The 18,237-nt window shown below is 65.1% G+C and carries 15 protein-coding genes; 5 read left to right on the plus strand and 10 right to left on the minus strand.

From position 1 onward, the window contains the following. Positions 1–490: 490 nt before the first annotated feature. Positions 491–2,440 (plus strand): hypothetical protein, encoded by a 1,950-nt coding sequence (locus tag C3Y15_RS12560; protein WP_124259934.1) that lies wholly within the window; start codon positions 491–493, stop codon positions 2,438–2,440. Positions 2,441–2,498: 58 nt separating this feature from the next. Here C3Y15_RS12560 and C3Y15_RS12565 read toward each other — a convergent pair whose 3' ends face one another. The 8 genes from C3Y15_RS12565 to C3Y15_RS12600 all read right to left on the minus strand — a co-directional run bounded on the left by C3Y15_RS12565 (position 2,499) and on the right by C3Y15_RS12600 (position 12,233). Continuing rightward, positions 2,499–3,236 carry a response regulator transcription factor gene (locus C3Y15_RS12565; protein WP_059475244.1) on the minus strand — a complete coding sequence of 246 codons (738 nt, stop codon included), beginning with the start codon at positions 3,234–3,236 and terminating at the stop codon, positions 2,499–2,501. A 97-nt stretch (positions 3,237–3,333) separates the two neighbouring features. Then, positions 3,334–4,071, minus strand: coding sequence for an iron-containing redox enzyme family protein (locus C3Y15_RS12570; RefSeq protein ID WP_059475245.1), 738 nt, complete (start codon positions 4,069–4,071; stop codon positions 3,334–3,336). 17 nt (positions 4,072–4,088) lie between these two features. Further along, entirely contained in the window at positions 4,089–6,488 is a 2,400-nt protein-coding gene (locus C3Y15_RS12575) for an EAL domain-containing protein (RefSeq protein ID WP_041494176.1), read from the minus strand. Positions 6,489–6,654: 166 nt separating this feature from the next. Further along, positions 6,655–7,419 carry a helix-turn-helix domain-containing protein gene (locus tag C3Y15_RS12580; protein WP_069240069.1) on the minus strand — a complete coding sequence of 255 codons (765 nt, stop codon included), beginning with the start codon at positions 7,417–7,419 and terminating at the stop codon, positions 6,655–6,657. A gap of 601 nt (positions 7,420–8,020) precedes the next feature. Next, positions 8,021–8,842 (minus strand): alpha/beta hydrolase, encoded by an 822-nt coding sequence (locus C3Y15_RS12585; RefSeq protein WP_059694882.1) that lies wholly within the window; start codon positions 8,840–8,842, stop codon positions 8,021–8,023. A gap of 103 nt (positions 8,843–8,945) precedes the next feature. Next, positions 8,946–9,827, minus strand: coding sequence for an alpha/beta hydrolase (locus C3Y15_RS12590; protein ID WP_060122267.1), 882 nt, complete (start codon positions 9,825–9,827; stop codon positions 8,946–8,948). A 51-nt stretch (positions 9,828–9,878) separates the two neighbouring features. Further along, entirely contained in the window at positions 9,879–10,892 is a 1,014-nt protein-coding gene (locus C3Y15_RS12595; RefSeq protein WP_011881881.1) for an MBL fold metallo-hydrolase, read from the minus strand. A gap of 396 nt (positions 10,893–11,288) precedes the next feature. Beyond that, a complete protein-coding gene (locus C3Y15_RS12600) occupies positions 11,289–12,233 on the minus strand; it encodes a 3-hydroxyacyl-CoA dehydrogenase NAD-binding domain-containing protein (RefSeq protein ID WP_011881880.1) in 945 nt (314 codons plus the stop codon). Between the two features lie 243 nt (positions 12,234–12,476). Between C3Y15_RS12600 and C3Y15_RS12605 the strand changes: the two genes are divergently transcribed. The 4 genes from C3Y15_RS12605 (at position 12,477) to C3Y15_RS12620 (ending at position 16,627) form a co-directional block, all read left to right on the plus strand. Next, positions 12,477–13,361, plus strand: coding sequence for a LysR substrate-binding domain-containing protein (locus C3Y15_RS12605; RefSeq protein ID WP_011881879.1), 885 nt, complete (start codon positions 12,477–12,479; stop codon positions 13,359–13,361). Between the two features lie 333 nt (positions 13,362–13,694). Further along, positions 13,695–14,489: an acetoacetate decarboxylase gene (locus C3Y15_RS12610; protein WP_011881878.1), complete on the plus strand. Its 795-nt coding sequence runs from the start codon at positions 13,695–13,697 to the stop codon at positions 14,487–14,489. Between the two features lie 137 nt (positions 14,490–14,626). Beyond that, positions 14,627–15,526 (plus strand): LysR family transcriptional regulator, encoded by a 900-nt coding sequence (locus C3Y15_RS12615; protein ID WP_014725162.1) that lies wholly within the window; start codon positions 14,627–14,629, stop codon positions 15,524–15,526. Between the two features lie 162 nt (positions 15,527–15,688). Next, the gene (locus C3Y15_RS12620) at positions 15,689–16,627 is read left to right on the plus strand and encodes a LysR family transcriptional regulator (protein WP_059475252.1); all 939 of its coding nucleotides are present in this window, start codon (positions 15,689–15,691) and stop codon (positions 16,625–16,627) included. A gap of 16 nt (positions 16,628–16,643) precedes the next feature. Here the strand turns inward: C3Y15_RS12620 and C3Y15_RS12625 are convergent, their stop codons facing one another. Together C3Y15_RS12625 and C3Y15_RS12630 are read right to left on the minus strand one after the other, a co-directional pair. Continuing rightward, positions 16,644–17,786, minus strand: coding sequence for an AraC family transcriptional regulator (locus C3Y15_RS12625; protein WP_014725164.1), 1,143 nt, complete (start codon positions 17,784–17,786; stop codon positions 16,644–16,646). Positions 17,787–17,845: 59 nt separating this feature from the next. Further along, positions 17,846–18,237: FAD-binding protein (locus C3Y15_RS12630; protein WP_208328098.1), on the minus strand; the 392-nt coding region annotated here is incomplete at its 5' end.

An 18,237-nucleotide genomic window follows, 5' to 3' on the forward strand; every position in this document is an offset into this window, starting at 1 on the left:
GCGCAATCGGGGCGCGTTCCGATGCTCGGCAAGCGCGCAGCGCCATCGTTTCGACATGGCGTCCGGATCAATTCAACGTTCCGACTTTATCAAGCGCAGACACCCTGCCCCAACGCCGCGAACGAACGTCGCACATCGTACGCAGCCTGCGCAGCATTCCCTAATTTCAACGATCCGATGCGCCTTTTCCAGCGGGCCTCCGAGCGCGAAATGCGGATTTGCAGGCCGTCGATTCGATGAAATGGCCGCGACATGCCATGCTTATCCTCATATCAACCGGCGCCGATCGTCCCTACTCTGCCGATTCCGTGCATCGCTTCCGCGACCTTCGTGCATTCGACGCGACGTCGCACCCGGAAATACCCGCACATCCTGACGGCAGGTGATCGTGAACCCCAATCTTCGCAATGCCGCGCTCGGCGCCGCACTCCTACTTTCCCTTTCTGCATGCGGAGGCGGTGCATCGTCATCGACCACCGGCGCCGTTTATATGGGGCCGCTGCGCAACGCGTCGGTCAGCGTCTATGCGGTCGCGGCCGACGGCTCCGCGTCGGACCAGCCGATCGCCCATGCGGTGACCCGCGACGACGGCACGTTCGTGCTCGGCGGCGCCGTGCACTATCCGGTGCTCGTGCGCGCCACGGGCGGCGTGTATGACGAGGAAGCGACCGGTACGCGCACGGCGCTGCAAGGCGACATCGAAGCCGTCTTCACGGCTGCGCCGGCGCGCATGATCGTGTCGGTCTATTCGAACGCGATCGTTCAGGCGGCACGCGCCGCAGGCGGCTTGACCAGCGCGAACCTCGCGGCGGCGATGGTGCAGGTCAACGCGTTCGCCGGCGGGTTCGACGTGCAGCAGACCTCACCGGCGTTCGTCGCGCCCGGTACGGCGCTCGCTGCCGCCGATCTGTCCGACGGCGCAAAAATGGCGCTGGCGCTCGGCGCCGAATCGCAGAGCCGCACCGACACCGGCGCATCGGTTCAGGACAGCACGCAGAACATCGCCGCGCAATCGGCCAACGGCGACACGCTGACCGAGTGCAATACCGGCGCCGGCAATCCCGCGGCCGACGGGACGCTCGCTGCGCCGCCCGGCGGAAATTGCGCGGTGACGACCGGCGCGGCCAGCTACGCAGTGAACCCGCGCAATCGTTCGGGCATCGCGTCAGTGGCGATGCTCAAGCCCGTCGTCCCCGGCAAGCCGGCGACGATCACGGTCAGCGACGGCGCATGCCGCGATCGCGTCGCGCTCTACAACGAGCAGTTGCCGCTCTTCACGAGCCGCAAGAACGACGTGCAGGCGCGGCTCGGACACGACGTGACCGTCGACAACTGGTCGAGCTTCGCCGACGGCGGCTCGTGGGGCCCGCGCGCGGCCGTCTACGGCGCGATCACGACGGCGTCGTGCGCCGGCGACGTCGCGACGTTCCAGCGCGAGCTGTTGCTGGCAACCGAGAACTACTGGGTCGACCAGGAATTGAACTACTGCCATCACCATATTCCGGGCTGGCTGCCGCCGGCTTCGCGCCCGTCGTTCTTCAACTCGGATACGTCGTCGAAGTCCATGACCTGCGCGCCGCATCGACGCAGCAACGGCGCGCAGACCACCGCGACGCTCGCCAACGCCGACATCAAGTGGCAAGGCGTCGACTGTTCGGACTTCACGTCGTGGGCCTACGATTTTGCCGGCATCACGCACGCAAGCGGCAACCTGCAGACGGGCATCGGCACGCAGGCATGCTCGATCGGTTCGGACCCGCTCGCGGCCGTGACCGACCAGGCCGGCGTGCTGCTCGACATCAATCAGGACAACGTCGCGCAATTCGTCGATCATCTGCGCCCCGGCGATCTGCTGTACATCACCGAAACCGCGCATCCGCAAGCGGCGCCGCAGAGCATGATGTCGGGCTTCGTCGTGTCGCACGTGGTCACGTGGACGGGCAAGCGCTTCAGCGACCTGCGCAACGGCCCCGAAGGCCAACGCTACGATCCGGCGGTGGCCGGCGCGAGCGGCTCGCGTCTGGGCGGCGATTTCGGCGGCTTCTTCTCGCGTGCGGACGGCGGAACGACCAAGGTGCAGCCGTCCGAGATCGGTACGACCGACATGGACCCGTGGATGATCATCGACAGCCACTATGCGGGGCCGGCGTACCGTCCGTTCATTCTCAAGACGCCGAAGCTGAACGCCGACTGGTACGTGACGAGCCTGTCGCACGTGCGCCGCGTGATCGACCCGGAATCGGCCAGCGCCGATCCCGTGCTCGCGCCGCTCATCATCACGAAGGAAGCGACGGGCCAGGGGCAGTTCAGCCGCTACGTGGTGCTGAGTTCGCCCGCGGGGCGCGCGGCGACGAATGCGCACAAGCTCGTCTATCAACTGTCCGGCGCGAAGGGCGTGCCGACGTGCTACCGCACGCCTGCCGACGCCCCCGCGCAATGACGGCACGACCGATGCCGACCGCGTCGGCTTCGTCGGCTCCGTCGCCAACGGCGACGACCTAAATGCGCGCTGGCGGCGGCGTCTGCAGGTCGTCGTCCGGCAGCACGCCGAGCGGCACGAAGATGTAGCCGCGGCCGCGTACGGTGCGGATATAGCGATAGTCGCCGAGCGCGCCCTCGACCACGTTGCGCAGCCTGAAAACCAACACGCCGAGCCCGCGCTCCGCGCGCCCGGCGACGGCCGGCCCGAGCCGCGCGAGGATCTCCGCGCGCGACAGCACACGCATCGGCTGCGCGATGAACACTTCGAGCAATGCGAATTCGCTCGCGCGCAGCCCGAGATCTTCGCCCGCGCGCGTCGCGCGGCGCGTCACGAAATCCACGTCGATGTCGCCGAACGCATAGCGATCGACGTGGCGCGGCGCGCGCGCCGCATGCCTGCGGATGGCGCAGCGCACGCGCACCGCGAACTCCATCGGCTCGAACGGCAAGACGAGATAGTCGTCGGCGCCGGCCTCGAACGCGACGAGCTTGTCCGCCAACTGCGCGCTGCTGCCGAGCACGATCACCGGCAGGTCGCAACCCGCGCACCGCAGCGCGTCGAGCGCCGCGCAGACTGCCGTGCCCGGCGGCTCGAAGCGCAGCACGATCAACGCGGGCGCCACCGCGGCGACGCGCGCGCGCAGCATCGATACGTCGTCGAGCACCGACATGGCGATGTCACAGCCGCGCAGCAACGCACGAATCATGCCGCGCATGCGCGGGTCCGGCTCTGCGACGAGTACTTTTGTCAGCATCGGAAATCGTCCAGCAGGACAGCGGCGTGCGCGTCGTCGCCATCACGCCGACGTGCCGACGACGACGCGCGTACCGGCTTCGGCACGGCGCGACCGCCTAAACATGCAGACAGCAATCGAGGCTCATCAGGAAGTATTCGAAGCTCTTGCGGATCGACGTCTCGACCTCGCGCACGTCGCGCGCGTCCGGCGCGCGGCCGAGCAGCGTCGCGACGATATCGAGCGCCTCCCACGGATGGCGGTCGTCGTACTCGGCATGCAGCTTCAGCCAGCGCATCGCGCGATGCCGCACCGACGCATCGAACTTCTCCTCGTACGGCGACGCGCACAGCAGCGCGCTCCACTCGCCCGTGACGCCTTCGATCGCGTAGTTCGTCGCGGCGATGCTCGGCGCCAGCGCGTCCGCGCTGCCGCTCTTCCAGCACCAGTGGCTCAGCGCGAAGCCGGCGAGCGGCGCGTCGGCGCCGAGCAGCATGTCGCGCGTCACGCCGGACTCGGCGGCCCAGTTGGCCCAGTGATCGACGTGATTCTGCTCGACGCGGATATTGCGGATCAGATAGCGCCGCGCCTTCTCGTCGCCGCGCGACCGGTACGCGGCGGTCTTCACGAGATTCATCGCCATGTACTCGGGAAACTGGCTGACCACCGCCCAGCCGGTCACGAAGAACGTGCGCAGTTGCGCCGCCGTCAGCGTCCCGTCGATCATCGCCGCGAACACGGGATGCGCGCGGATGCGGGCCTTCAGCTCGTCGGTCGCGCCTACCACGTCGCGCAGCCACGCTGGATAGCTGGCCAGGTCCATGATGTCGCCGCTCAGCTCGAATGGAGCATTCATCTGTTGTCCTCCGTGGTTCAATGGAATCCCCCTTCCTGCCAGGGCACGGGGCGGCCGAAGTAATAGCCCTGGCAGTAGTCGACGCCCAGCGTGCGCAGCATCTCGGCCGTCTCCGGGTCCTCGACGTGCTCGGCGACGGTCCGGTACTGCATCACGTGCGCGATGTCGTTGATCGCGCACGCGATGCCACGCTTGACGTGGTCGGACGTCATGGTCGCGACCAGCCCGCCGTCGATCTTCAGGTAGTCGATCGGCAACTGGTGCAGATACGAGAACGACGACATGCCGGCGCCGAAATCGTCGAGCGCGAACCGGCAGCCGAGATCGCGCAGCTCACACATGAAGCGCGATGCGACTTCCAGGTTGCGGACCGCGCTCGTCTCGGTGATCTCGAAGCACAGCAGCGACGGCTCGAGCCCCGACGCCGACAGCTCGGCCATCACGAACTCGACGAAGCGCTCGTCGGTGATCGAGCGCGCCGACAGGTTCACGTTGTATTCGACGTACTCACGCCGTTCGAGCCGCGCGAGACGCCGGATCACGTTGCTGACCACCCAGCGGTCGATCATCGTCATGTGGCCGTAGCGCTCGGCGGCCGGCAGGAACACCGGTGCGATCAGCTTGCCGTCGGCGTCCGGCACGCGCAGCAGGATCTCCACGCGCTGCGGCGCGCCGTCGCCAGACTGGATCGGCACGATCGGTTGCGCGTGCAACTGGAACGCATTCGTTTCGAGCGCCGTCTTCACGCGGCGGCTCCATTGCGTGTGATACGCCGGGCGGCCGGCATGCAGGTCGCGCGGATGCGCGACGTGCACGCGATTTCGGCCGCCGTCCTTCGCGACATAGCACGCGAGGTCGGCCATCTGCATCGCCTTCTCGATGCTCGCGGGACGGCACGCGAGATCCAGCAGCCCGATGCTGACGCTGATCTTGAACGGCTCGCCGTCCCACGTGAACGTGAAGGCCTCGAGCTGCGCGCGCATGCGCTCGGCCTTGCCGTCGTCGGGCGCGACGTTGCGGCAGGCCGGCAGCAGGATGCCGAACTCGTCGCCGCCGAGGCGGCCAAACACGTCGCCTTCGTCGAGACAGCCGCTGAATACCGCCGTCGCGTCGCGCAGCAGCACATCGCCGGCCGCGTGGCCGCATACGTCGTTCACTTCCTTGAAGCCGTCGAGGTCGAGCACCATCAGCGCGCCGCCCGCGCCGTCGGCCAGCATCTCGCCGAGGCGCCGCTCGAACCCGGTGCGGTTGATCAGGCCGGTCAGCGCGTCGTGCGACGCCTGCCACGTGAGCCGCTCGATCAGCTGGTGCTCGCGCGTCATGTCGCGCAGGGTCAGCACGTGGCCGACGCAACGGCCGACGGCGTTGGTCATCCGCGACAGCGACGCGCGCACGGGCACCGCCGCACCGCATACGCGGATCAGGTTGAGATCGCGCGTGAACGTGTGGTCGCCGCCGTTGCAAAGCGTTGCGAGCAGCTTGATCGACATGCCGGTCGACGTGTCGATCAGGTCGAGCACATCGTTGATCGGCTCGCCGACGCACCGCTGCGCCGTCCTGCCGAGCAGTTGCTCGGCGGCCGGGTTCACGGTCTCGATGCTGCGCGTGAGACCGATCGTGACGATCGCATCGACGACCGAACGAAGCGCGGCGTCGGCAAATGCGAGGCTGCGGTCGAGCTCGGTCTGCATCGACGACTGCTGGCGTTGCGCGCGGCTCGCCCAGCGCACCGACAGCAGGATGATCAACAGCGACGCCACCACGTACGACAGGAGCAACTGGATCACCGCTGAACGGAATTCGGCGCTGAGTTCGTCGGAGAAGCGTTTCGGCAACGGCTCGATGCGCGAGTTGATGTCCCAGAGGTCGCGGTTCAGGCGGCTCGTGCGCGCGACGTCGCCCGCGTGGACCGACTCGCGCAGCGCACCGGCGAGCCGGCGCAGGTCGAGCAGATGCCGGTCCGCCTCGGCCCAGTACTGCAGCGCGGTGTTCACGTGCGCGAAGGAGTTCAGGACCGGATAGAACCACACGACCGCGGTCGCATCGACCGGGTTGATGCCGGCCGCGATCATCGCGTAGCGGGCCACGTCGTAGTCGGCCGGCACGCCGATCATCGCGCGGTGCGCAACGCTGAACGACACAAGCGTCGCGTCCGCGAGCCGGTAATCGTCGAACAGCTTTTCGTCGCCGGTGTCGGCGTAGCGGCTCAACAGGATGACCTCGTCCTTCTGCGCCTTCGACCAGCTGCTTTCGCCGCCGACGTACACGCGCAGCGACATGATCACGACCAGGCTGACGGCCACGAACCCGGCCAGCGTCACGACCACGACGACGACCGGCAGGATGCCGAGCACCGGGCTCCACGGCCACACGTGAAACGAGCTGCGCTGACTCTGAAACTTCGTACTGTTTTCCATACCTTCACGACCGCTTTCTGGTTCTTCTCGATCCAACCTGCCCGGCGCGTCGCCGGAAATCCCGCGTTCACGCATCCATGCTTCCCCGTGTACTGCGCACCGCCGTTCATGCCGCTGCTGCGCGACGCACAGGTATCGGCTGCGCAGCATCACCTGCAGCCGACGGCTAGACCATTCGCGCGCCGAGCGCCGGTAACGCACCGGCGTCGAGTGCGAGGAGGCGCCGCGTTTCGTCGCGGATCGCCCGATGACAGCCGCAACTCGCTCGTTCGAGGCGCGCGAGATCCGTCAGCACGATGACGCCGCGACGCTGATGAATCAGGTCGAGCGCGTGGATCTGTCGCGTGGTTTCGGTGACGGTCTCGCGGCGCACGCCGAGCATCTGACCAAGCATGCCGTGCGTGACCGGGATTTCGATGCTGCGCGAGCGCTCGTAGCCGATCAGCAGCCAGCGCATCAGTTGATGCCGGATCGTGTGATGGCGGCTGCAGAACATCACCTGCGACGCCTGGGACAGCACCAGACTCATCCGCACGAACACCTGCCGGCGGATCGCGGCCGAGGCGGCGCACGCGTCGGCGAAACGGTGCGTACCCAGCCGATACGCGAAGCCGCCGCCATAGACGACGACCCGGCGCTGCATCGCACTGCCGACGATGTCGTCGCAGACGACGCCTTCTCGGCCGATTTCCGTCACGCCGAGCGTGCCCCTGCCCGACCCCGTGAATTGCAGCGACACACCGGCCGTCACCGGAAAATAGACGGCGTTCAGGTTCTCGCCGGCATCACATAAAAGCTCGCCGGTCCGCAGCGTCGTCAGCCGCAGATGCGGCGCCAGTTTCGAACGGCTATTTCCGTCGAGCGAGGCCAAGAAATGATTGGCGACGAGTGCATCCGGCAACTCGACGACATTGTTTTCCCGATGTGTCACGGCACGCCTCGTACGTTGGATTCCTGCCCCACGGCAACCGCACCTTTCGGTGTTTCAGCGTGCCGGGCTTAACGGTTTATTCAACGCTTTATGTCGCGGCGACGTTGAGCAAAAAGGTATCACGCAGCCCGGCCAATGGGGACGCGCCGCCCCACTACATGAAGTAATTTGACAGTTCGTACGGCTAATGCCTTCTCATTCGAATGAAGATTGGCCAATCTGATTCGCCGAGGCATCAAAAACGGAATGTGAAGTATTGATTTACGTCAATTCATTAATGAAAATGCATCGCGATGCGTTTGCCTCGGAAATAAATATCGTTTCATGGTCCGAAGTTAATGCGGGAAGTGTGCGTTATCGAGCGGTTTGCCGGTCGCATCTGTGGAAGGCAAGCCGCACGCCGGCGCACGCGATGTACTCGGAATGAATGTGACGGCGCACGGCGCCCGTCGGGGCGCCCATCGAACTGCGCCATGAGACAAGCCGGTTTCCGCACGCCCACAGCGGGACGGGAAACCGGTGAATGGGAACGATTGGGCACGGCGCCCGGAGCGGTACACCGTGCGCGATTCAAGTCAACGCAATGTGGCCGGCCGCGGCATCAAGCGCGCGCGTAGGCAAGCAGTTCGTCGTTCAAGCGCTGCGCATGCGTCAGATACAGCGCGTGCGGCCCGCGTTCGTACACGCTCAGCGTCGCGTGACGCACGCGCTGCGCCGTGACCGCGCCGGTCAGGCTCAGCGGTGCAGTCTGGTCGTCGTCGCCGTGAATCACGAGCGTCGGAACGTCGAACTTGTCGAGGTCGGGCCTGAAGTCGGTCTCGGAAAAGGCCGCGACGCAATCGAGCGTCCCCTTCAGCCCGCCCTGCAGTGCCATGAACGACGTCCAGTCGAGCGCGGCGCGCGAGATCGTCGAGTCGGGCCGGTTCGAACCGGTGAACAACGGCCAGAAGCTCTCGAAGAATGCGGCGCGGTCGGCCAGGATGCCGGCACGAATGCCGTCGAATATGGCGATATCCGCGCCGTCGGGGTGATCGTCGCGTCGCGCCACCAGCGGCGTCACCGAACCGACCAGCACGGCCTTCGCGACGCGGCCCGTGCCGTGGCGGCCAATGTAGCGAGCCACTTCGCCGCCGCCCATCGAAAAGCCGACGAGCATCACGTCGCGCAGATCGAGCGTCTCGATCAACGTCGCGAGGTCGTCGGACAGCGTGTCGTAGTCGTATCCCGTCCACGGCTGATCGGAGCGGCCGAACCCGCGCCGGTCATACGCGATGCAGCGAAAGCCGTTCGACGCGAGATGATGCATCTGGACGTCCCACATGTCCGCATTCAATGGCCAGCCGTGAATGAATACGACGGGACGGCCTGTGCCCCAGTCCTTGTAGTGAAGCGAAACGCCGTCGCGTGTCGTGAACGTGCTCATGCCGATTCCTCGGTGGTCGAAAGTTGGTGGCTGCCACTGGCCGCCACGGATTCGGGCAGCTGCCCGGTGAGGCTCGCGGCGTGACGATGGCGGTGCAGCGCACTCAACCGCCGGTCCAACCGCTCAGGAACTCGAGCAACAGCGCATTGACGCGCTCCGGTTGCTCCTCCTGCGGGAGATGGCCGCAGCGCGCGATCGGCTCGGCGCGCAGATTGGTCGCCATCGACTCCCACACGGCCTTCATATCGAACATGCCGCCGACCGCGTAGAAGTCCTCGCCCCAGATCGCCATCGTCGGACATGCGATGCGGACGTCGGCGTCCGCCTTGTCCTGCGCGACATCCTCGGCGTTCGCCCGATAGTCGGACATCGCGCCGCGCACGGCGCCCGGCCGCTTGTACGCCTTCACGTAGGTGTCGAAGTCCGCGCCTTCGATCGTGTGCGGGTTGTAGCACCAGTCGGAAAAGAAGTGGCGAAGCCACGGCTCCTCGTTGCCCGCGATCAGCGTCTCGGGCAGGTCCGCGACCAGATGGAACAGAAAGAACCAGTACGCCCGCGCCGTTTCGGGGCGCATGTTCTCCGCCACGATGCGCGTCGGCACGTTGTCCATCACGACCAGCCGGTCCACCCGCTCCGGGTGATCCTTCACCAGGCGCGTCGCCACACGCGCGCCTCGATCGTGGCCGACCAGCGCAACCTTGTCGATGCCGAGCCGATCCAGCAGACCGACGATATCGCGCGCCATGTTGCGCTTGTCGTATCCGGATGCGGGTTTGTCGGTTTCACCGTAGCCGCGCAGGTCCGGTGCGATCACGCGATACGTGCGGGCCAGCACCGGCATCTGATGACGCCACGCGAAACTGGTCTCGGGAAAGCCGTGCAGCAACACGACTACCGGCCCGTTGCCGGCGTCGAGATAGTGTTGGCGGATACCGTTCGCGGTGAGCGTGTGATGCGTGACTTCGACATCGTTCGACGTTTCCATCGGTCGTTCCTTCGAAAAAGGCGCATGGAGGAGCGCCGCTGCGCTGCCGCGTCAGCGGCCCGGTGCAGCGCCGGCATCCGGCACCGGCGATGCGTCGTAGTTGACGGGCACCCAGTCGAAGCCGTCGCCATCCGCTCTGACGTGCCCGAGGCCCGGAAAGGAGACATGCGCGGCGCCGACGAGGTAGCGTCGCTCGGCCACCTCGCGCAGGATCTCGCGACGCGATTCGCGCGCCTGCGGCGGATCGCTGTCGTACGCGACGGTGGCTTGCGGATGCCGAAGCTGAATCGCGGCGACGTGCACGACGTCGCCCCACACGAGCAGATGCGCCGTGCCGCTTTCGACGAGATAGGCGATTTGACCGGGCGTATGGCCGGGCAGCGAGATGGCGCGAATGCCCGGTTCGATCACGCCCGCTCCATCGAACGTCTGGAAGCGCCCCGTGGCGCGGTACGGCTCGACCACCGCGGCCGCTGCGTCGAAGAACGGCGCGAGAAGCGGCGATGCGCCCGGCTTGTTGGCCGGATCGAGCCAATAGTCGGCTTCGGTGCGATTCGCCTTGACGATCGCATTGGGAAACACGGCCGCGCCCTTCGACGCGATTCCGCCGATATGGTCTTCGTGCATATGCGTCAACAGCACTTCGTCGACCTGCTCGGGGCGATAGCCGGACGCGCGAAGATTGTCGACGAGCCGCCCGCAGCAATCGCCGTACAGGCTCCCGGCTCCGGCATCGATGAGGATCAGCTTCTTGCCGGTGTTCACGAGGAAGGCATTGATGGAGCCCTGCACCGGCTGCTCGAGGAATGCGCGATGCAGATCGCCGTCGATGGTCGCGTTCGACACGCCCTTGACCACCTTGTCGATCGGGAACGCATGCGTTCCGTCGGAAAGCGCCGTGACTTCGAACTGGCCCACCATCGTTCGGTAGAAGCCCGGCGCCTGCTTGCCGGCAAACGGGGCGGCGGCGAACGCCGCGACGCTCCAGGCTGTCGCGACGACGGCCAATACTGACGCGACGTGCTTGCGTATCCTTCTCGATCGGTTCCCACGATCAGTCGTCATTACCGTCCTCGGTGCATGCTCAGATAGGACGAGCATAGCGACCGCGCGGCACTGGCGTCCCTAAAGTTCCTGAATCGTTCTGTGCGGTCGGGCTTGACGCGGGGGGCGGGGTCGATCGACACCGCTGGACGACGCCGTGGCCGCTTCAACGGCGCAGGCGCTGCTGGCACGCGACGGGACGTCGGTGAGAGATCGCGAAAGGTGGGGAAAGCGTGTGTGGCGAAAGGCAGCGAACCGCAATCATCGGCCGCTGAAATCCAAAACAGCCGCCGAAACGTTCACTGGCTGCCTGAACTGCCAAGATCCCGCCGGGATCGGTACAACGAAACCGCCCGGCGCCTGCCCGACCGGCTCGGTCAGGCAGGTGCCAAATGATGGCGCCGGGCGGCGTACGGCTTACTGCTTCGACTGTCCAGCAAGACGCGCCTTCAGCAGCGTCAACAGCAGCTGATCCCGCTCGGAAGCGAGCGTCTGGAAGTCACGGCCACCCACTTCCTCACGCAAGCCCGCGATCATCTTTTCGCGCACTTCCTGGGTGAATTCGAAGTCGCCGAGCGGCGTCCACCAGGTGACGAGCGGGCCGGCAAACTGATTGTAGAAATGTTCGATGCCGCCTGCGCCGCCGCCGAGATGATTCAGCATCACCGGCCCCATGACACCCCAGCGCAAGCCCGGCCCCCACGAGCAAGCCGCATCCGCATCGGCCACGCTGACCACGCCTTCGCTGACGAGCGACATGATTTCGCGAACCAGCACACCCTGCAGTCGGTTGGCGACGTGGCCAGGCACTTCCTTGTTGAGCCGGATCGTCTTCTTGCCGAGCGCGGTGTAGAACGCGTCCGCGCGATCGATCGCCTCGGCAGCGGTCCGCTTGCCCGCGACGAGCTCGACCAGCGGAATCAGATGCGGCGGGTTGAACGGGTGGCCGACGATGCAGCGCTCGGGATGCCGTTCGCAACCCTCCTGGATGTCCGTCATGGTCAAACCCGACGAGCTGGTCGCGATAATGACGTCCGGACGCAGCATCGCATCGAGCTGACGATACAGTTCGTGCTTGAACGGCAGACGCTCCGGACCGTTTTCCTGGACGAAGTCGACATCGGCAAGGTCGTTCATATCGGTCGTAAACGTCAGGCGCGCCTGCGAGCCGCCCGGCACGACGGCGCCCAGCGTTTCCATCGCAGGCCACGCCTTTGCGATGTACTCGCGCAAGGATTTTTCCGCGCCCGGCGCGGGATCGGTCGCCACGACGTCGAACCCCTGAGCCAGAAACAACGCACTCCAGCTGGCTCCGATGACCCCGGTACCGACTACCCCGATCTTCCGAATATTCTTGCTCATATGGCGACTCGCAATGACTGATAGAGAAATTGGCGCGACGCCGCAGACCGCCGGCGTGGTCTCACCTACTCTCGTGGACCGTGGACCGCGCAGCATGCTGCATTCGGGGTGGGTCAGCGAGCCGGACGGCAGCCTGCATCGAAACGAGTCGATTGCGTCGCGCCTCAAAGTCTAGTCGAGCAGAACCGCGACGCTCCAATACTTTGTGGCACCGACCCTATGCCTCGGCGCTATACTTTCGCGATGGAAATCCGACACTTTCGATATTTTCTGGCGATCGCCGAGGCGGGGAGTTTTGCGGAAGGGGCCAAGCGACTGTGCATTGCCCAGCCGTCGCTGACGCGGCAAATTCGGGCGTTGGAGGACCAGCTTGGTTGCCCGTTGTTCGTGCGGTCCTGGCAAGGCGTGCAACTGACGGATAGCGGCGAAATCCTGCTCAGGGAAGCCCGGCTCGCCGTCGCCCAGTTCGACCTGGCGCTCAAGCGCACGCGGGAAGGCAAACAACATCCGCGGAAACTCGCTCTCGGCATGATTCCCGGCACGGAAGACGAACTGATGGGGCGCATCTCGGCCGCCCTCGGTCCCGAGTTGCAGGACATCGCGATCGACGTTCACAGCAAGCTGCATCTCGATCTGATTCGCGCGCTGGAAAACGGCCGCATCGACGCGGCATTCGTCCGCCAGGGCGATATCGGTCCGGAATGGACGAGCCGGACGGTCCAGGCCGAAGACCTGATCGCCATCCTGCCTCGCGGGCACGCGTTGCTGAACAAACGCCGCCTGTCGCCGGCCGATCTGTCCAAAGAACGCATCATCGCGGTGGCCGCGGCCGCCGCGCCCGCGCTACGCGCAACCATCGACGCATTCCTCCATCAGGACGGCACCGCGCCCGCAAAGCCGCCTCTCGAGGCCGACGGAATGTTGAGCATTTTCTCGCTGGTCGCCGCGACCGGACTCTGCAGCCTCGTGCCGAGCCATTTCGCGCGCATGCTGCCCAAGGGGATGGCTACGCGACGCCTGACCGCATTTGATAGCAGCCGGCTCAATCTCGTGCTGGCCTATGCGGGCAATCGCGCCTCGCCGATCGTGTCGCGCCTCGCCGCGCAGATGGGCGCAACGGTCAACTGAATCGAGCCTGTCCCGACCGGACGCAACGTTCCGCATCATGCCGGCGAAAGATCGCGCGGCGCCCCATCCCCGATCACTCGTTGCATCGCACGCAGCCGAAGCGCCATGCGATGACCGAATTTGCATGTCGGGTTGAGCAACGCGGAATTCAATTTCCTCCAGGCATGCAATTCATAAAAAGAATTCAATTTATTTAAGAAAAATCGAAATCTAGACTGTTCACAGCCGGGGTTACCTGATGCCTGTTTCCGGTGCGAGCGACGCGGGCTCAGCGCCCGCAGATCCGGCGCACCACCCTCGCCTCTCGAAAGTTTTGCCGACCAAGGACCCATTGTGAACATCAGCGACGTCAAGCAACGCGCAGTTTCGATTCCCCTCACCAGCCCGACCTATCCGCAAGGCCCGTACAAATTCGTCAATCGCGAATTCCTGATCGTGACGTACCGTACCGATGCGAAGAAACTTCGGGAGCTGGTTCCCGAACCGCTCGAAATCGACATGGACAATCCGCTCGTCAAGTTCGAGTTCATTCGCATGCCGGATTCCAGCGGCGGATTCGGCGACTACACGGAATCGGGGCAGGTCATTCCCGTGACGTACAAGGGCCGCCGCGGCACCTACACGCACGCGATGTTCCTCGACGACCACGCACCGACTGCCGCCGGCCGCGAGCTGTGGGGTTTCCCGAAGAAAATGGCGAAGCCGTCGCTCGAAGTCGACACCGACACGATCGTCGGCGAACTGCGCTACGGCAAGGTGCTGGTGGCGAGCGCGACGATGGGCTACAAATTTCAGGAGCTCGACGCTCAAGCCGCCAAGGCGACCATCGAGGCGCCCGGCTATCTGCTGAAGATCATCCCGCACGTCGACGGTTCGCCGCGCATCCTCGAGCTGGTCGAATACCGCTGCCAGGACGTCACGATCAAGGGCGCCTGGACCGGCCCGGTCGGCCTCGAGCTGTTTTCGCACGCGCTCGCACCGCTGAAAGACCTGCCCGTGCTCGAGATTCTCTCCGGCACGCACATCCTGGCCGACCTTACCCTCGGCCTCGGCCACGTCGTTCACGATTACCTCGCCCATCCGTCCGCGCACCACGCGCACAAGGAGGCCGCCGACGCCCTGGCGTGAATGAGCGAGCGAGGCGCACACTCCCGGGCGTGCGCCTCACTGCCGGCGACATCGTAACCATCGCGCACCGCTGCAATCCGACGCGCATTTGCACTTCGGGCGATAATCCGTCGGTCCAATCATCGCCAAGAAGTGCAATGGACTTGAAGGCATTTCGCTATTTCGACGAGATCGTCAGGCAAGGGAATTTCGGCAAGGCAGCCAAGCGCCTTCCGCTGTCTCAACCGGCACTGAGCAAAGCGATTCGACTGCTGGAAGACGAACTGGGTGTCACGCTGCTCGAACGCGGCAGACGCGGCGTCGCCGTCAAGCTCACGTCTGCCGGCGAAGTCGTTCTGCAACATGCGAGAGCCATCCTGGCAGAGCGCGAGCGGATGCAATTCGATCTCGACGCGCTGCGCGACCTCGATCGCGGCGAACTCCGTCTGGGACTGCCACCGGTCGGTAGCGCAGAGTTGTTTGCCGCTCCTTTGGCGGAATTCCGCGAGCGATATCCAGGCGTGTCGATTCATCTGCACGAACATGGCAGCGCCGAACTGGAGCAAGCCGTGCGAGACGGCGAACTCGAGCTCGCGGCAACGATGCTGCCGGTGCGAACCGATCTGCAAGCGATGTTCATCCGGCGCGAGCCGATGGTGCTCGCGGTACCTCGCGGCCATGCGCTCGAAACGCACGTCCGTGTCCACCTGCATGAGCTGAATGGCGTGCCGTTCATTGCGCTGAATGAAGGATTCGCATTGACGCGCAGGCTGCGCGAAGCGTGCATTGCCCAAGGTTTCACGATCAACGAAGTCGCGCATAGCGCCCAGCCGAATTTCGCACTTGCGCTCGTCGCGGCGGGTTTGGGCGTGACGTGTCTGCCGCGGCTGGTCGCGCGCCGACACGGCAATGCCGGCGTGCGCCTGATCGATCTGGATGCGCCCGGACTGGAATGGCGTGTCGCGATCGTGTGGCGCAAGGGCACGACGCTATCCTGGGCCGCACGTGCGTGGCTCGACCTCATCAAGCCGGACGATGCCGGAGTTCCCCTCGACTAGCGACCGAGGCCGACAATCGCGACGCGCCACGTCGGCCGACGACCCACCTGCCGGGCCACGCCCTCGCCCGCATCCGGCATTGCGGCCCGCTTCGTCAGCGTCCACGAATCGCTGCGCCGATCATGGTCACCGATATCTCGCGCGCTTTCCTTCCAGAGTCACATGAAGATGGATTTTTTCGCTGCAATTGGCATATTCGTACGCGTCGTGGAGTCGGGCAGCTTTACCGCCGCCGCCCGGCAAGTGAATGGCTCGACCGCCCAGATATCGCGCGCCGTCGCATTTCTTGAAAGACAGCTCGGGGTCCGCTTGCTCAACCGCACGACGCGTCACATCGGCATGACGGAAAGCGGCGAACGCTACTTCAAGCGCGCGAAATCGATTCTTGCGGACATCGAGCATGCGTCAGCCGAAGCGCGGAACCGGCTCGCAAAGCCGTACGGAAAGCTGCGGGTACACGCGATGCCGAGTCTCGGGTTACGTTACCTGACGTCCGCGATGGTTCAGTACCAGGTGTCGAATCCCGACGTCAAAATCGAACTGACGCTGTCGGAACGATTCCCGAACCTGATCGAGGACGGCATCGACGTCTCGCTGATGGCAACGGCCGACTTGCCGACTTCGAGCTATGTCTCGAAGGCGCTCGGCGGCAACTACAGCGTACTCGTCGCGTCGCCGGACTACGTGCAGAGAAGCGGCATGCCGTCGACGGTCACGGACCTCGCGGCACATAGCTGCCTCACCTTGAACGCGCCGAACTCGGCTCCCGAAAAATGGCGTCTGCACGGCCCGGACGGCGAGCATGCCCATCTGGTTCAGGCCTCGCCGTTTCAGGTCAACATGCCGGATGCCATGCGCTTCGCGCTGCTCGCGGGCGCCGGCATCGGCCCGCTGACGCTGCATTCGGCGATCGACGATCTTCGCCGCGGCACGCTGGTTCGGGTCCTGCCGGAATATCGCGTCAATGCGCTGACGGTGTATGCGCTCTATACGTCGAAGCGCTATCTGGATGCGAAGGTCAGCACCTTCGTTCAGCATCTGCACGGCATCGCCTTGCCCGCGTTCGAACCCCCCGACACGCTCGTCGCGGCGAATCGCTAACGAGAGGCGCCGGCAATCAGCCGGCCTGCCGACGGGCCTTCCACGGCTGCTGGCGGTATGTCGCCGGCGTGCTGCCCGTCCAGTGCCGGAAGGCGCGATAGAACGCCGTCGGATCGTCGAAGCCGACACTATTGGAGACGGCCTCGATCGAATCGTCCGAGCGCGTCAGCCGATAGATCGCAACGTCCCGCCGCACGTCGTCCTTGATCGCTTGAAAACTCGTGCCGTCGTCCGCCAGGCGTCGTGCCAGCGTACGCACCGACACGTGCAATTCCCGCGCGACCGTCTCGATCGTCGGCATGCTCGGCAACGCATTCTCGATCAACCGGCGAACGCGATGACAAGCCATCTGCTCGGCAAATGAAGTGAAGATCCAGTCTTCCGGCGCGCGGCGCAGGAACTCCTCCAGATCCGGCTTTCGTCGGGAAATCGGACGATCGAGGTAACCGGCATCGAAGAAGAGGCAGGTCTTGTCCCTGCCGAACCGCACCGGTCCGGGAAACAGGTACAGCAAGTCCCCCGACTGCGTCGGCCGAAGGAATCTGAATGAAACTTCGCGCAGCGCGATCTTCTGCCCGATCAGCCATGACGCGACGCCATGGACGAGCTTCAGCATCAGCTCGCTGCCCAGCGCGCTGACCGGCCGGCCGTCCGGATCAGGAATGAATTCGACGCAGGCGAGCGCGCCCTCTCGCCACGACGCGAGGCGAAAATCGTCGAGTATCAGGCGAAAGAACTGACCGATACGGTTCAACGCGACATCGAGCCGGGGTGCATCGATCAGACTGAGGCAAAGATATTTCAACAGCCCGCTTCTTAAGGGACGACTGAAAATGCCCGGCATTTCATCGTCCAGCTCCGTCGCCAGCAGGCGATACAGCGTCGCGAACTGCTGCTGCGTCACGCGCGCGGCCGGCTTCTCCAATAGGTGGGCCGGGATGCCGGAGCGTTCGGCAAGGCGCACGACGACTTCGCGTTCGGCCCCGGCCAGAAAGCCGTTGACCACCGAGATCGGGACTGTGGCCAGCGGATAGGTCGAAAAGCTGTCTAGCACGGTATCGAATGTTTTCTTGCCACTACGTTCGAAGGCGATGGCGTGCAAGGTGCTGCGGCATGGTCGACAGCCGACGGATGGCGTGTCGACGGCCGGCTCCTCCATCGCGCTACCGCGACAGAGGAGCCGGGGAGCTTGCGCTCACTGGCTACGCAATGCCGTCGTCAGCCCAGCGCGCTTACGAGCTCCGGCACGAGCGTGAACAGATCGCCGACGAGACCGTAGTCGGCCACGCTGAAGATCGGCGCTTCCGGATCCTTGTTGATCGCGACGATCACCTTCGAATCCTTCATGCCGGCCAAGTGCTGGATCGCACCCGAGATACCGATCGCGATGTACAGCTGCGGCGCGACGATCTTGCCGGTCTGGCCGACCTGATAGTCGTTCGGCACGTAGCCGGCGTCGACCGCCGCGCGCGAGGCGCCGAGCGCTGCCGACAGCTTGTCCGCCAGCGGCTCCAGCACCTTCGTGTAGTTCTCGCCGCTGCCCAGACCGCGGCCGCCCGATACGATGATCTTCGCGCTGGTGAGCTCCGGACGGTCCAGCTTCGTCACTT

Source organism: Burkholderia sp. B10 (assembly GCF_004368385.1).
Classification (GTDB): Bacteria; Pseudomonadota; Gammaproteobacteria; order Burkholderiales; family Burkholderiaceae; genus Burkholderia; species Burkholderia vietnamiensis.